The following is a 14,341-nucleotide window of genomic DNA, read 5'->3' as shown; positions in this document are numbered from 1 at the left end:
CGCTGACCGACGCAAGCGGCGTGCCAAAGGCACCACCGGTCGCTACTGTCGTGACGTGGCTCAGACACCTTTCGGCAAGGCTTCGCACGGCAAGGACGCACGACGGGCGGCTCGGGGACGGCCCGCGGAGGTGACTCCGACCCCCGCCGCGCCGGTCGCCGAGGCCGCTCAGGACGTCGTTCGACCCGAGGGCAGCGGATACCGGGTGCGCGCCGAGCGCATTCCGATCATCGACCCGCAGCCCCGCCTCGAAGACGACCGCTGGCCCGCGAAGGCGTTCGTCGGCGAGGTCGTACCGTTCGCCGCCACGGCGTTCCGCGAGGGGCACGACCTCATCGGCGTCGACCTCCTTCTCACCTCGCCGTCCGGCACCGAGTCCGAGCACCGGATGTCGCTGCTGGCGATCGGCACCGACCGTTACGGACGGCTCGTCAGGCTCGACGAAGAGGGCGACTGGAGCTATCGCATCCGCTCCTTCGCCGACGACTGGGCGACCTGGCTGCACACCGCCGAGGTCAAGATCCCGGCTGGACTCGACGTCGAGGTGACCTTCGCGATCGGCGCAGGCCTGCTGCGCGCCGGCTCCGACGACACGACACGCTCGGGCGCCGAGCGGGCACTGCTCGCCGACACCGCCTCCCGGGTCGCCGACGCCGCGGTGAGCCGCGAGGAGCGCCTGACTGCCGCCGCCGACTCCGCCGTGCACGGCGCTCTGAGTGCCCGCCCGGTGAGGAGCCTCCACAGCGAGTCGGAGCCGCGCATCGTGCACGTGGAGCGCACCCGAGCGGGCGTTGGCGCCTGGTACGAGTTCTTTCCCCGCTCGGAGGGGGCCGTGCGCCACGAGGACGGCTCGATCACGAGCGGCTCGTTCCGCACCGCGATCGAGCGCGTGCCGGCCGTCGCCGCGATGGGCTTCGACGTCCTCTACCTCCCGCCGATCCACCCGATCGGGCGCGCCTTCCGCAAGGGGCCGAACAACACGCTGAACGCCTCCGAGACGGACCCCGGGTCGCCGTGGGCGATCGGATCGGCCGACGGCGGCCACGACGCGATCCACCCGGACCTCGGCACCCTCGACGACTTCCGCGCCTTCCACCGGGCCGTCACCGACGCTGGCCTCGAGCTCGCGCTCGACTTCGCCCTGCAGGCCTCGCCCGACCACCCGTGGGTCACGAGCCACCCGGAGTGGTTCACGACCCTCCCCGATGGCACCATCGCCTACGCCGAGAACCCTCCGAAGAAGTATCAGGACATCTACCCGATCAACTTCGACAACGACCCGGACGGCATCAGGCGGGAGGCGCTGCGCATCCTGCACCACTGGATCTCGCTCGGCGTCCGCATCTTCCGCGTCGACAACCCGCACACGAAGCCGCTCGACTTCTGGGAGTGGGTCATCCACGAGGTCAACGCTGAGTACCCCGATGTGGTGTTCTTGGCGGAGGCGTTCACTCGCCCCGCGATCATGCGTGCGCTCGGCAAGGTGGGCTTCCAGCAGTCGTACTCCTACTTCACCTGGCGCAACACCAAGGAGGAGCTCTCGGAGTTCTTCACGAGCATCTCGCAGGAGACAGCCGACTACATGCGGCCGAACCTGTTCGTGAACACCCCGGACATCCTCACGGAATATCTGCAGTACGGCGGGCGGGCGGCGTACAAGGTGCGGGCGGCGCTCGCCGCGACCGCGTCTCCGCTCTGGGGCGTCTACGCCGGATACGAGCTCGTCGAGAACGTCGCACGCCCGGGTGCCGAAGAGAACATCGACAACGAGAAGTACGAGTACAAGCTGCGCGACTGGGCGCAAGCCGAGGCCTCCGGGCACTCGTTGGCGCCGTACCTCACGCGCCTCAACGAGATCCGTCGGGCGCACCCCGCCCTCGGGCAGCTGCGCAACCTGCGCGTGCACGGGAGCGACGACGACGCGATCCTCGTCTACTCGAAGCATCTCGAGCGTCCGTTCACCGGCACCGGCGCAGCCGACACCCTCCTCGTCGTCGTCAACACCGACCCGCACTCGGCCCGCGAGACCACCGTGCACCTCGACCTGGCGGCGATCGGCCTCGACGACGACGCGAGGTTCGAGGTCGAAGACCTCATCACCGGCTCCGTCTGGACCTGGGGCCGCGACAACTACGTGCGACTCGACTCCTTCGTCGAGCCCGTGCACATCCTGAGAGTGAAGGCGGACAAGCGATGAGCGGCACTGATCCCGAGGCCACGACTCCCGAGGCCGCGCACCGGGTCGAGGCCCGTGCCGCGACCGTCGCAACGACCGGCACGAGCGCGGCGACCACGACGGCCGCTCCCATCGAGCGTCCGTCGGTGCCCCTCGACGGCTCCGGCGCGACCACGCTGCCCGAGATCCCGGAGTGGGTGCTCCAGCAGCTCGCGAGCGGCAGCAATGCGCTCCCCCACGAGGTCCTCGGCCAGCACCTCGTCTCGGCACCGGGGGTCTCGGACGAGGTCACCGTCGTCCGCGTGCGGCGCCCGCTCGCCGAGAAGGTCGCGATCGTCCTCGGCAACGGCGCGCAGATCGAGCTCAGCCACCTCGGCCACGGCATCTGGCAGGGCTTCCACGTGCTCGGACCGCAGTCCTACACCGTCGAGGCCCGCTACGGCGACGGCGGACAGTGGTCGGCGGAGGACCCGTACCGCTTCTCGAAGACCGTGGGCGACTTCGACCTCTACCTCATCGGCGAGGGCCGTCACGAGCGGCTCTGGGAGGCGCTCGGCGCGCGGCATCGCGAGCACGAGGGCGTCTGGGGCGCGTCCTTCGCCGTGTGGGCTCCGCACGCGCAAGCGGTGCGCGTGGTCGGCGACTTCAACGACTGGAACGGCGAGGGACACGCGCTGCGCAACCTCGGCGTGAACGGCGTCTGGGAGATCTTCGTGCCCGGCATCGAGCCCGGGGCGAGCTACAAGTTCGATCTCCTCTCGCGCGGAGGCGAGTGGGTGCGCAAGGCCGACCCGATGGCGCGAGCGACGGAGGTCCCCCCGGCCACCGCCTCCCGCGTGCCGGTCTCGCACCACCAGTGGGGCGACTCCGAGTGGATGCGCGAACGCGCCGCGAGCGACCCGCACGGGCAACCGCTCAGCGTCTACGAGATGCACCTCGGCTCGTGGCGCCCGGGCCTCGGCTACCGCGACCTCGCCGATCCGCTGATCGAGTACGTCACCGCGCTCGGCTTCACCCATGTCGAGTTCATGCCGCTCGCCGAGCACCCCTTCGGAGGCTCGTGGGGCTACCAGGTGACCGGCTACTACGCCGCCTCCAGCCGCTTCGGCACGGCCGATGACCTCAAATACCTGATCGACCGCCTCCACCAGGCCGGCATCGGGGTGATCGTCGACTGGGTTCCCGGGCACTTCCCCAAGGACGACTTCGCGCTCGCCCGCTTCGACGGAGAGCCGCTCTACGAGCATCCCGACTGGCGTCGCGGAGAGCAGATGGACTGGGGCACCTACGTCTTCGACTTCGGCCACACGCAGGTGCGCAACTTCCTCGTCGCGAACGCGCTGTTCTGGCTCGAGGAGTTCCACGTGGACGCCCTGCGCGTGGACGCGGTCGCCTCGATGCTCTACCTCGACTACTCCCGCAAGGAGGGCGAGTGGCTGCCGAACCAGCACGGCGGGCGTGAGCATCTCGAGGCCATCAGCTTCTTGCAGGAGGTGAATGCCACCGCCTACAAGCTGCATCCCGGCATCATGATGATCGCCGAGGAGTCGACGAGCTGGCCCGGCGTCACGCAGCCCACGAGTTCCGGCGGCCTCGGCTTCGGGCTCAAGTGGAACATGGGCTGGATGCACGACTCGCTGAGCTACATCGCGAACGACCCGCTGTGGCGCCATTACCACCTCGGCGAGCTCACCTTCTCGTTCGTCTACGCGTTCAGCGAGAACTTCATCCTGCCGATCAGCCACGATGAGGTCGTGCACGGCAAGGGCTCGCTGATCCAGAAGATGCCAGGCGACCACTGGCAGCAGCTCGCGAACGTCCGCGCCTATCTCGCCTTCATGTGGGCGCATCCCGGCAAGCAGCTGCTGTTCATGGGGCAGGAGTTCGGGCAGTACTCCGAGTGGAGTGAGGAGCGCGGGCTCGACTGGTGGATCCTCGACCAGCCCAGCCACCGCGGGCTCTGGAACCTCGTCGGCCAGCTCAACCGCGTCTACCGCGACACGGCCTCGCTCTGGGAGCTCGACAACGACCAGGCGGGCTTCGAGTGGATCGACGGCGGTGCGGCGACCTCGAACGTCGTCTCGTTCCTGCGCAAGGACCGGGAGGGCCGACCGATCGCGATCGTCGCCAACTTCTCGGGTGCGCCGGTGCACGGCTACCGGGTAGGCCTGCCGCACGCGGGGCGCTGGGAGGAGCTCGTCAACACGGACGCCGAGATCTACGGTGGCAGCGGGGTCGGCAACCTCGGTGCCGTCGAGGCGCGCGAGGAGCCGTGGGCCGGTCGCCCCGCCTCCGCCGAGCTCGTCCTGCCCCCGCTCGGCGTCCTCTACCTCCGCCCCGCCTGAGCGGCCGTCCGACGCGCGCGACGCGGCGTCAGTAGAGCAGGCCCGTCAAGCGGGCCCGAGCCTTCGTGACTCGGGGATCGGTCGTGCCGACGATCTCGAAGAGTTCGAGGAGGCGCGCCCGCACGGCCGCCTTGCCGTCGGCGTCGAGCCGAGGGAACAGCGACAGCAGCCGGTCGAACGCGTCCTCGACGTGGCCCCCCGAGACGTCGAGGTCGGCGACGGCGAGCTGCGCGTCGAGGTCGGACGGCTTCGCCGCGGCGGTCGAGCGGATGTCGTCGAGCGTCCGCCCCTGGAGGCGCTGGAGCAGCTTCACCTGCGCGAGCCCGGCGACCGCCAGATCGTCGCGCGGATTCTGGGCGATGGCCGTCTCGTACTCGGTGATCGCGCTCGCGTAGTCGCCGCGATCGATCGCGTCGTACGCCTCCTGGTGATGCGGAGGCAGCGGGGCCGGCTCTGGTTCCCCCTGATCGGGCTCGCCCGCCACCGGGACCGTGCCGGTGACTCCGTTCTGCGCCGCGAGCTGCAGCACCTGCTCGAGGAGGTCGCGGAGGGCCTCCTCCGCGAGGAGCCCGCTGAACAGCGGGACCGGCCGGCCGCCGATGATGGCCGCGACCGTGGGGACCGACTGCACCTGAAACGCCTGCGCGAGTTGAGGACTCGACTCGACGTCGACTCCCACGAGCACGAACGCCCCGGCGTACGAGACGACGACCTTCTCGAGCAGCGCCGTCATGCTCGTGCTCTGCTCGGCCCAGGAGCCGCGCAGGTCGACGATCACGGGCACCCGCGACGAGAGCTGCACGATCTGGTCGAACTCTGCGTCGCCCGCGGTCAGCAGGAGCGGGTTGGCGCCGGGCGCGCCGGGCGCCGCGTCACCGGCGGGGGCAGCGGGCGGAGGCGTCCGCCGGTTCACGAGCGAGGACAGGTCGACGGCGCCGCGAAGGTTTCCGGGCAGGGGCGGGACGTTGCTCACGGCAGCTGCACCACCGAGACGAGTCCCTGGCTCCATCCAAGCATGACGATCTTCTCCTCCGATCCGACAGGCGGTACATAGAACAGCAACTGATAACCGTAGGTGGTCGCGATCCCCGTGGTCGACTTATCGATGCCGAGCAGCGTCTGCGAGGCGCCCGAGGTCGAGACGGTGGACCCTTCGGCGGTGGGCTTCACGGTCGACGTCTCCGCGATGCTCGCGGCGACGAGGGCGCCCGAGTTGTTCGTGGCCAGGGCGATCGTGGGCGACGCGCCGGCCGCGTTCGTGAAGTCGAGGGAGGCGGTGCCGGGCAGCGCCTGCCGGTCGGCGTTCTTCTTCTCGAGGCCCACCTGGCCGCGCAACGTGTCTCCGTCGGCCGAGAACGCGCCCGCGTACTGGCTCGCATCCCCATTGGCGAGGATGTCGGCGTAGGCGGAGCCCACCGTCTGCGGGGCGAGCTTCATGAGCTTGGAGTCCGGGGCGACGATCGACGTGCCCACGGTGACCGGCGCGACGTCGGGGATCCGGGCGTTGGCCTCGAGGGAGATCGCGTAGTCGACCAGGTAGTCGACGCGGGGGCTCGCCTGGGTCAGCATGAGCGCGATCGGCGGCTGGGTCGAGTCGGCCTGGTTCTGCACCACGGCAGTCACACGCCGCGGCCACGACGTGGTGTCCTGCGGCAAGACGAGGCTCACGGGCGAGGCGGGGATCGTCTGGGGCGCGTCGACCGTGCCTCCCTTCGCCGCGATCTGGTAGTTGGTCGTCCGCTCGGTCAGCGCCTCGCCCTGGAAGCGCTGCGCCAGGGCGGAGGCGTCGCGGGTCGAGTCGGCGTTCGCGGCGACCTGCGAGACGGAGGCGACGATCGCCTCCGCCTGCTGGGTCGTCACCACGGGCGTCGGGTCGGCGGCGACCGGCTGGCCACCGGGCGTCGCCGTCGCGGACGCTGTGGGCGCCTCGGTCGCGTCGGCGGAGAAGTCGGGCCAGTAGTCGGAGCTGCAGCCCGCGAGGAGCACGGTCGAGCCGAGCACGATCGGCAGCACGAGCGCCGCACGACGACGGCGAGGCACGACCGCGATCGACGCTCGGATTCCCGCGCGGACCCGCGGGCGACCCGCTCCGCGCGGAATCCGGCCCTGCGGGCCCTTGCGCCGCGGGCCATGTTGCCGGCGCAGGTGCACGAACGCCCAGATGTAGAGCGCGAGGCCCACGAGGAGGAAGAGGGCGCCTCCGAGCAGCAGCGGGCCAGCGAGGGGCGTCGAGGTGTCGACCGGCCAGCTGACGGTCACGTCGCGTGCGGCCGGCTTGCTGCCGTCGCTCGCGACGATGACCGAGACGTCGGAGGGGACATCGAGGGAGACCGTCAGCGAGCCCGTGCCTTCGAACTGCTCGAGCCACAGATCGGAGCCTCGCGGGTTGACGACGGCAGCGTTTGCCGTCGCGACATCGGAGGCGAGTTCGATGCTCTTCGCCGTCTCCTCCTCGGCGGTGAGGGCAGCGGTCCGGGAGTCGAAGCCGATCGCGTCGTAGGAGGAGCCGGCCACCCAGCCGGTCACGTCCGAGGTGCGCGCGTACGCGAGCACGAGATCGCCGTCGCCCCGCACGGTGATCGTCTGCAGTCCGGGGTTCGCGTCCAGCGCGCTGCCGTCGATCACGGCATACGGCGCGGAGCCGAGGGACGTCGTCGCCGTGAGCGACTCGGGAGGCGCCCAGATCGTGCGCTGACCGATGCCGAGCACGATCATCGCTGCGGCGATGACGGTGGCGATGATGGCGAGAACGAACCGCACGAAAGTACTCCTCCTGCGTTGCCGGATCGGGGTGGCGGCCTCAGCCGGCTCGGGGACACAACCGGACCGGGGCGCGACGGCAACAGACAAAGACAGTCCACGATAGCCGATCACCTCCGAGGACGCCGGGAGATCGCCCGGGAGAGGCCGCCCCGAGGCGCGCCGCTCGGGTGTCGGCCCGGCCCTGGCGGCACCCGCTGGCTACACTTCCGGGAGTGCCGCGAGCCCTCCGCGGACCTGCTCTGAAGGAGACGACGTGGCAAGCGACGAGGCCGAATTCACCCAGGTGTTCCGCGGATACGACCGAGACGAGGTCGACAAGGCAGTGCAGGGACTGCGCCGCGAGCTGATTCAGGCGAACACGCAGGCGGCCGAAAGCGGCCGAGAGGTGAAGCGGCTCGCCTCCCGCATCGAGGGGCTCGAGAAAGAGTTGCAGCAGGTCGGCGCTCCGACGTACGCGGGTCTCGGCGCGAAGCTCGAGCACACCCTCCGCGTCGCGGAGGAACAGTCGGAGCGCATCATCGCGCAGGCCGAGAACGACGCCTCGGCGCTGCGGCGTTCCACGCGCGACGACTCCGACCGGATCGTGCAGGAGGCGCGGGACGAAGCCGACCGCCTCATCACGGAGGCGCGCCGTCGAGCCGACCGCACCCGTCTCGAGTCCGAGGCGCAGGCCGCCGCGACTCTCGGCAAAGCGGCCGACGACCGCGACGTGATGACCCAGGATGCTGTGCGCGAGGCAGCGGCGATCCGCGGCACCGTGGCGACGGAGGCGGCCGAGACGCGCGCGAGCGCCAAGCGCGAGGCCGCCGCGGTCCGATCCGAGGCGGAGCGCGAGGCCGCCGAGATGCGTGCCGTCGCCGCCCGCGAGATCGAGGTGGCCCGCGCCGAGGCCGCACGTCTCGCCCAGGCCAACGAGCTCGTGCGGGCCGAGGTCGCCTCCGAGGTCGACCGCTTGCGGGCGGCCGTCGCCGCCGAGGTGGCCGAGGCACGCTCCTCCGTCGAGGCCGAGCTGCTCTCGACGCGCGCCGCGCTCGATGCCGAGGTCGCTACCGCTCGCGCCGAGGGTGCCCGCGAGATCGCCGACCAGCGCACGCGCCTGGCGCAGGAACGGGCGGAGGCGGTCGCCCTCCTCGACGCCGAGCTCGCGGGCCTGCGCGCCGCCTCTGCCGACGAGGCCGCCGCCCTGGCCCGGGAGGTCGAGCAGGCTCGCATCGACCTCGTGGTCGAGCTCGCCGCTCGGCGCGAGGAAGCCGACCGCGAGGATCTCCTCCGCCACCAGGAGGCGGTCGCCCAGACCCAGCGTTACCTCGACGAGTCGAACCTCCAGCTCGCCGACGCCATCCGTCGCGCCAACGACAAGCGGCTCGAGGCGGATGCCCTCCGCAGCGACGCGATCGACGACACCACGCGCCTCCGCCGCGAGAGCCAGGACGAGGCCGACCGGCTCGTCGACCAGGCACGCGAACAGGCGCGCGAGATCGTCGCGGACGCCGAGCGGCGCACTCGCCAGTTAGTAACGACGGCGGAGGAGCGGCTCGACGAGATCCGCACCGAGCGCGACGCGATCGCGGGCTACGTCTCGGGCCTGCGCGGGCTGATCGGTCACATCGGCGACCTCGCGGAGGACACGGACGGCCGTGATTCCGCGAACCAGCAGGACTCCGAGGACGTCGACGGGCAAGAGGGCGGCCGCTAACCGCCCGGGCGGGCTCAGTCGAGCTCGCCCTCCCACTCGCTGGGCAGCGGGAACGACTCGGGGGCCACCACTCGCACGATCTCGTCGAGCACGCGCCGGGTCTGGCTCTCGCCAACCCAGAGGTGCTTTCCGCCCTCGACGGCGACGAGCTCGAGCTGCGGCACCGAGGCGAAGCGCTCGGCCGCCTCCTCGGGGCGCAGGTAGTCGTCGAACTCGGGGATGAGCGCGACGAGCGGCCGTCCGTCGGCCGCCCAGGCCGCGACGTCCTCGGCCGAGGCGCGGTGCAGGGGCGGCGAGAGCAGGATCGCGCCCTCGATCGGGTGCTCCCGCCCCCACTTCACCGCGAGCTCGGTGCCGAACGACCAGCCGACGAGCCACGGATGCGGGAGCCCTCGCTCGGCGACGAAGCGCATGGCGGCGGCCACGTCCGCCCGCTCCGCTACGCCGTCGCCGAAGGCACCGTCGCTGGTCCCGCGTGGCGAACTCGTCCCACGGGTGTTGAAGCGCAGCACGGCCAGACCGGCGAGAGCCGGCAGTCGAGCCGCCGCCTTGCGCAACACGTGCGAGTCCATGAAGCCGCCGTGTGTGGGCAACGGGTGCAGGGTCACCAGCGTCGCCGTCGGCTCTCGGTCGAGCGGCAGGGCGAGCTCGCCCACGAGGACCAGGCCGTCGGACGTGCGCAGCTCAACGTCCTCGCGGCGGGCGGGGAGGGTGATGCCTCCGCGGATCTCGTGGGTCATCGTGCTCCTCGGATTCTCCAGCAGTGGGTGTGCCAGTGGCGGCGGCCGGCCAGGTCGGCGGCGTCGCCGAGTGCACCGTCGGCCCGCCAGGTGACGAGGTGCGCCTGGCCGATGTCGATCGTGAGACCACAGCCCGGGCAGAGGTAGTCCTTGACCGCGCGGGCGGAGGAGACGGGCTGCACGTTCCACTCCCGGCCGGCGTGCAGCTCAGTGCGGCGCCAGCCGGCGAGCATCTGCGAGAGATCGCGAGGCCCCTCGTCGTCCTCGCGGCGACTCCCCCGGGGTCGATTGCTGCGCGGCATTGCTCCAGTCTACGAGCGCCCCGAGCCGTCCGGCCCGGCGAGGGACGGTCGTGCGCGCATCAGTGTGTGCTGTCGTCGAGGTCGAGCCGGGCTTCCTCCGCGTCGAGCATCGATTGCGCGCGGCGCAGGATGCGCGAGGAGTAGACGCCGCGGCCCCGCGCCTCCAACAGCGCCTCCCGCTCCGAGAGCAGCACGGCACGACGCAGCTGCAGGTATTGCGCATGCGGTCCGAGCGGAGCATCCGGCTCGCGCTCGACCTGCTCCCACGCGACTTGAGAGCGGGTCAGGGTGTCGCGGCGCACGCGCTCGAGCACCCGCGGCTCGGCACGGCCCCCCGGAAGGCCCGCCTCCGCCTCCGCGAGCGACTGGATGCCGGTCGAGGCGACCTCGTCGAGCAGGGTCGCGAGCTCGCGCCGGTCGGCATCGCCGTCGCTGCCCTGGATGCCGGTCAGACGGATGAGCCCCGGCAGAGTCGCACCCTGGAGCAGGAGGGTGGCGACGGCGACCGTGAAGGCGATGAGGATCAGCTGTCCGCGGTAGGGAGTCTCCTCCGGCAGCGACTGCGCGGCCGCCAGCGTCACCACGCCGCGCATGCCCGACCACGAGAGGATCACGCCTCCGCGCCAGCCGAAAGCCTCGTTCGTCGTCGCGGCCAGGTCGGTCTCGCGCCGCTGATACAGCCGCTCGGCGCGCTGGTGACGGCGGACGAAGCGCTCGTCGCTGCTCGCGCTGTTGCGGAGCCGCATCAGCCCGACGGCGAGCCGCCGGTTGATCCGCTCCGCCCGTCGACCGGAGCCGCGCAACCACAGCAGGAGCGGCCAGACGAACAGGGTCCGGAGGACGATGAGAATCACCACGACGATCAGGCCCACCAGCACCGCCGCCCCTGTGCCGAACTCCCCCGGGGCCACCTCGCCGACGATGGCCTTGATCTCGGCACCCATCACCAGGAACACGCCGTTCTCGAGCAGGAACTGCACGGTCCGCCAGTTCACCCGCTCGCTGATACGCGACTGCGAGCTGAGGAACCGGGCGCTGTTATGCCCGGTGTAGATCCCCGTGACGACCACCGCGAGCACTCCGGAGGCGCCGAGCTCCTCGGCCGGAATGTAGGCGAGGAAAGGGACGACGAACGAGACGGCCGTGTCGAGCACGGGATCGCGGAGGGTCGACCGCACGAAGACCGTGAGCATTCCGATCGCCAGACCGACCGCGATCGCCATCACGACCGAGTAGGTGAACAGCACTCCGACCTCGCCGACGTCAAGTGCGTCGGTGGTGACGGAGGCGCCCACCACCGCTGCCGCGGCCGTCGCGGCCCGCAGCAGCACGAGCGCCGACGCGTCGTTGACGAGGCTCTCGCCCTCGAGCACTGTCACGAGTCGCGGAGGCAGTCCGAGTCTCTTTCCGATCGAGGTCGCCGCCACCGCGTCCGTCGGGCTCACCACCGCGCCCAGGGCGATCGCCGCGGGGAGGCTCAGCTCGGGGAACACCAGCCAGAGGAAGCCGCCGACGACGAGCGCCGTGACCACCACGAGGAGCACCGAGAGCCCGAAGATCGAGCGCAGATTGCGACGGAAATCAGTCAGCGGCACCTGGATGGCGGCCGAGTAGAGCAGCGGCGGCAGCACGCCCGCCAGGATCAGCTCGGGCTCGACCTCGATGTCGGGCACACCGGGCAGATAGGAGGCGACGATCCCCACCACCACGAGGATGAGCGGTGCCGCGATCCCCAGCTTGCTCGAGAACCGCGCGACGGTGACGACGGTGATGATCCCGACGACCCCGAGCAGCGCGTAATCCACTGGACCAGGCTAGCGACGATGGTCCTCCCTACCCGGCGACGCTCGGGCGGGAGGCGCGGATCAGCCCGTCGGGACGCCTTGGGGACGCAGGGACGTCAGTACCAGCCGTTGGCCTCGGAATGCGCCCAGGCGCCGCACGGCGAGCCGTAGCGGCCGGTGATGTAGCCGAGACCCCACGTGATCTGGGTGCTCGCGCTCGACGCCCAGTCGCCGCCCGCCGTGGCCATCTTGGATCCGGGAAGGGCCTGGGGGATGCCGTAGGCGCCGCTCGAGGTGTTCTCGGCGTAGACGTTCCAGCCCGATTCGCGGTTCCACAGGAGGACGAGGCAGTCGTACTCGCTGTCGGCCCAGCCACGCTGCACGATCATGTCGTACGCGATCGCCTTCGCCGAGCCGGGATCGGGGGCCGCGGCTCGCGCGACGGGCGCCGCCGCGGACGAGGACTTGTCGCCACCGCTCTGCGTCGGGGTGGGAGTAGGAGTCGGGGTCGGGGTCGGCGTGGGCTTCGCTTCGGCTCCGAAGGAGTCGCGCTGGACCGTGCGCTCGACGGTGTCGGCGACGACGAGTCGTTGCGCCGAGTCGCCGTTAAAGCGAACGGGCGCCTGGTAGTACGGCGAGGCCACCGCCCCGCTGGACGGATCGACGACGTTCACCATAACGAAGGCGATCGATGCCGCGAAGGCCAGCACGGTGAGCGGGACTCGAGCCCATGAGCGCCGGACCGGGGTCTGACGAGGGACCGCCGGACGCTCGGCGGAGTACCGGACGACGGGCGGCTGGGCAACGGGGAACTCGGAATGCTTAGCCACGATCACGAAAGCATAACGGACGATGGCCTGATCGGCCAGCAGATCGGAGGCGTGGCGCCTCTCAGCGCACCGCGAGCATGACGTCGATCACCGTGTCGAGCACGAGATCGACCTGCGACTCGGAGTAGCCGCCCCGCTGCGGCGCGAACGAGACCGTGCGCACGTCATCGACGGTCAGCACCGACCCGTCACGGAAATAGCCCGAGATCCGGTCGGCGAAGGCATCGACCTGCCGGATGTTGTAGCCGGTGGTGAGCAGTCCCGCGCGAGTGAAGCGCTCACGCGCCGGACGCGCGAGGCGGTTGACCAGCTCCTGAGCGGTCGCGCGCGCGTCGGCGAGCCACGCCGCCTCGCCGCGCGCAGCGATGGCGTACTGCCGCTCGCGTAGCGCGAAGGCATCCTCGAGTCGTTCGAGCGCCGCGTCGACATGCGGAGCCGAGTAGCCGCCCTTGCGCAAAGAGAACGCCGTGTGGCGCAGATCCGCCGCGCGCAGATCGGCGGGGCCCCCCGAGAGCTGCGCGTACGCCTCACGAGCCGAGGCGAGGAACGAGTCGACCTCGCCGATGTCGTAGCCAGGGCGGGAGTCGCGCGCGCGGGGAAAGGGAGCGTTCATCCCGTCATTCTGCCAAGAGCTGCGGGCGCTGCCGACCACGACCCGGCCGAGCGAGCACTCCGAAGGAGAGCCAGCTCAGTGGGCGAAGACGAAGTAGAGCACGTAGGCGGCCGCCGCCGAGGGGAGGATCGAGTCGAGACGGTCGAGCACTCCCCCGTGACCGGGCAGCCACGAACTCATGTCCTTGATACCGATGTCGCGCTTGATCAGCGATTCCGCGAGGTCGCCGAGCGTCGCCGTGAGGAGGATCACGGCTCCGAACACCGCGCCGACCCACCACGGCTGCCCGAGGAGCAGCACGGCGAGGAGGATGCCCGCCACGATGCCAGCGGCGCCGGCCCCCGCGAAACCCTCCCAGGTCTTCTTCGGGCTGATCCGCGGTGCCATCGGGTGACGGCCCCAGGTCAGGCCGCTCGCGTAGGCACCCGTGTCGACCACGATGACGAGCACGAGGAACGAGAGCGTCCAGAGCTGACCGCCCGGCTCGGCGACGAGGCGAATCGCGAAGGCACCGAGGAACGTGACGTAGCTCTGCACGAAGGCCCCGAGTTCGAGATCGAGCACCAGGTCTCGACGGCTCGACGTCGTCTGCCGGAAGAGCTGCTCGCCGAGCCGCCAGAGACCCACCAGCGCCGATCCGCCGAGAACGGCGAACCACGCGCCGGCGATGCCTCCGTAGTATGCGGCGGGGACCGCGACGACCGCGACGACACCCGTGGGGATCCGCGGGATGTCACGCCCTGCGTGACGGAGTGCATTCGAGAGCTCGAGGGCCGCGAAGAGGACCAGGACGCCGGCGAGCACCATGAACAGCTCTTTGACGACGAGGAGGCTGACGACCATCGCGCCGCCGCCCACGAGACCGATGGCCGTCGCCGAGACCAGATTGCGACCGGAACGGGCCGTCAGACGCTCGTTCGTCGCTTCGAGCTGCGCCCGCGTCGCCTCGAGCTGGCGCTCGACATCGGCGCGCCCCTGCTGCGCTCTCGCGCGCAGCGTCTCCCGCGTGACCATCCGCAATCCCCGGGCACCCGGGACGTGCGGAAGCGGTCTCTTCTCGCCGTCGTCGGGGCCAGCGGGGATCTCGGGCAC

At 70.9% G+C, this 14,341-nt stretch carries 11 protein-coding genes; 3 read left to right on the top strand and 8 right to left on the bottom strand.

All coding sequences use genetic code 11. The features are described 5' to 3' along the window. Positions 1-55: 55 nt before the first annotated feature. Together ITJ45_RS06505 and glgB are read left to right on the top strand one after the other, a co-directional pair. Entirely contained in the window at positions 56-2,197 is a 2,142-nt protein-coding gene (locus tag ITJ45_RS06505; protein ID WP_416365275.1) for an alpha-1,4-glucan--maltose-1-phosphate maltosyltransferase, read from the top strand. Beyond that, positions 2,194-4,521 carry a 1,4-alpha-glucan branching protein GlgB gene (glgB, locus tag ITJ45_RS06500; RefSeq protein WP_194608439.1) on the top strand — a complete coding sequence of 776 codons (2,328 nt, stop codon included), beginning with the start codon at positions 2,194-2,196 and terminating at the stop codon, positions 4,519-4,521. The genes ITJ45_RS06505 and glgB overlap by 4 nt, the downstream gene beginning before the upstream one ends. A gap of 28 nt (positions 4,522-4,549) precedes the next feature. Here the strand turns inward: glgB and ITJ45_RS06495 are convergent, their stop codons facing one another. After that, the gene (locus ITJ45_RS06495) at positions 4,550-5,494 is read right to left on the bottom strand and encodes a tetratricopeptide repeat protein (protein ID WP_194608441.1); all 945 of its coding nucleotides are present in this window, start codon (positions 5,492-5,494) and stop codon (positions 4,550-4,552) included. Beyond that, positions 5,491-7,281, bottom strand: a complete 1,791-nt coding sequence (locus ITJ45_RS06490) for a hypothetical protein (protein WP_194608443.1) — start codon at positions 7,279-7,281, stop codon at positions 5,491-5,493. The genes ITJ45_RS06495 and ITJ45_RS06490 overlap by 4 nt, the downstream gene beginning before the upstream one ends. A 256-nt stretch (positions 7,282-7,537) precedes the next feature. On the opposite strand from ITJ45_RS06490, the gene ITJ45_RS06485 reads away from it, so the two are divergent. After that, a complete protein-coding gene (locus ITJ45_RS06485; protein ID WP_194608445.1) occupies positions 7,538-8,980 on the top strand; it encodes a DivIVA domain-containing protein in 1,443 nt (480 codons plus the stop codon). Positions 8,981-8,994: 14 nt separating this feature from the next. On the opposite strand, the gene ITJ45_RS06480 is transcribed toward ITJ45_RS06485, so the two are convergent. The 6 genes from ITJ45_RS06480 to ITJ45_RS06455 all read right to left on the bottom strand — a co-directional run bounded on the left by ITJ45_RS06480 (position 8,995) and on the right by ITJ45_RS06455 (position 14,341). Continuing rightward, on the bottom strand, positions 8,995-9,720 hold the full coding sequence (locus tag ITJ45_RS06480) for an alpha/beta hydrolase (protein ID WP_194608447.1): 726 nt from the start codon (positions 9,718-9,720) through the stop codon (positions 8,995-8,997). Continuing rightward, entirely contained in the window at positions 9,717-10,022 is a 306-nt protein-coding gene (locus ITJ45_RS06475; RefSeq protein WP_194608449.1) for a hypothetical protein, read from the bottom strand. The genes ITJ45_RS06480 and ITJ45_RS06475 overlap by 4 nt, the downstream gene beginning before the upstream one ends. Before the next feature lie 59 nt (positions 10,023-10,081). Then, the gene (locus tag ITJ45_RS06470; protein ID WP_194608451.1) at positions 10,082-11,827 is read right to left on the bottom strand and encodes a cation:proton antiporter; all 1,746 of its coding nucleotides are present in this window, start codon (positions 11,825-11,827) and stop codon (positions 10,082-10,084) included. Positions 11,828-11,922: 95 nt separating this feature from the next. Further along, complete coding sequence (locus ITJ45_RS06465; RefSeq protein WP_194608453.1) at positions 11,923-12,636, bottom strand: lytic transglycosylase domain-containing protein; 714 nt, start codon at positions 12,634-12,636, stop codon at positions 11,923-11,925. Positions 12,637-12,697: 61 nt separating this feature from the next. Then, positions 12,698-13,249 carry a DivIVA domain-containing protein gene (locus ITJ45_RS06460; RefSeq protein WP_194608455.1) on the bottom strand — a complete coding sequence of 184 codons (552 nt, stop codon included), beginning with the start codon at positions 13,247-13,249 and terminating at the stop codon, positions 12,698-12,700. 75 nt (positions 13,250-13,324) lie between these two features. Beyond that, positions 13,325-14,341, bottom strand: a complete 1,017-nt coding sequence (locus tag ITJ45_RS06455) for a phosphatidate cytidylyltransferase (protein ID WP_323742913.1) — start codon at positions 14,339-14,341, stop codon at positions 13,325-13,327.

Source organism: Rathayibacter sp. VKM Ac-2879 (assembly GCF_015351245.1).
GTDB lineage: Bacteria > Actinomycetota > Actinomycetes > Actinomycetales > Microbacteriaceae > Rathayibacter.
This window is presented reverse-complemented; position numbering and strand designations above follow the sequence as displayed.

Excerpts from the sequence above, each read along its gene's own strand:
- glgB (WP_194608439.1), top strand. The coding sequence starts at position 2,194 with ATGAGCGGCACTGATCCCGAGGCCACGACTCCCGAGGCCGCGCACCGG.
- ITJ45_RS06480 (WP_194608447.1), bottom strand. The coding sequence starts at position 9,720 with ATGACCCACGAGATCCGCGGAGGCATCACCCTCCCCGCCCGCCGCGAG.
- ITJ45_RS06475 (WP_194608449.1), bottom strand. The coding sequence starts at position 10,022 with ATGCCGCGCAGCAATCGACCCCGGGGGAGTCGCCGCGAGGACGACGAG.
- ITJ45_RS06460 (WP_194608455.1), bottom strand. The coding sequence starts at position 13,249 with ATGAACGCTCCCTTTCCCCGCGCGCGCGACTCCCGCCCTGGCTACGAC.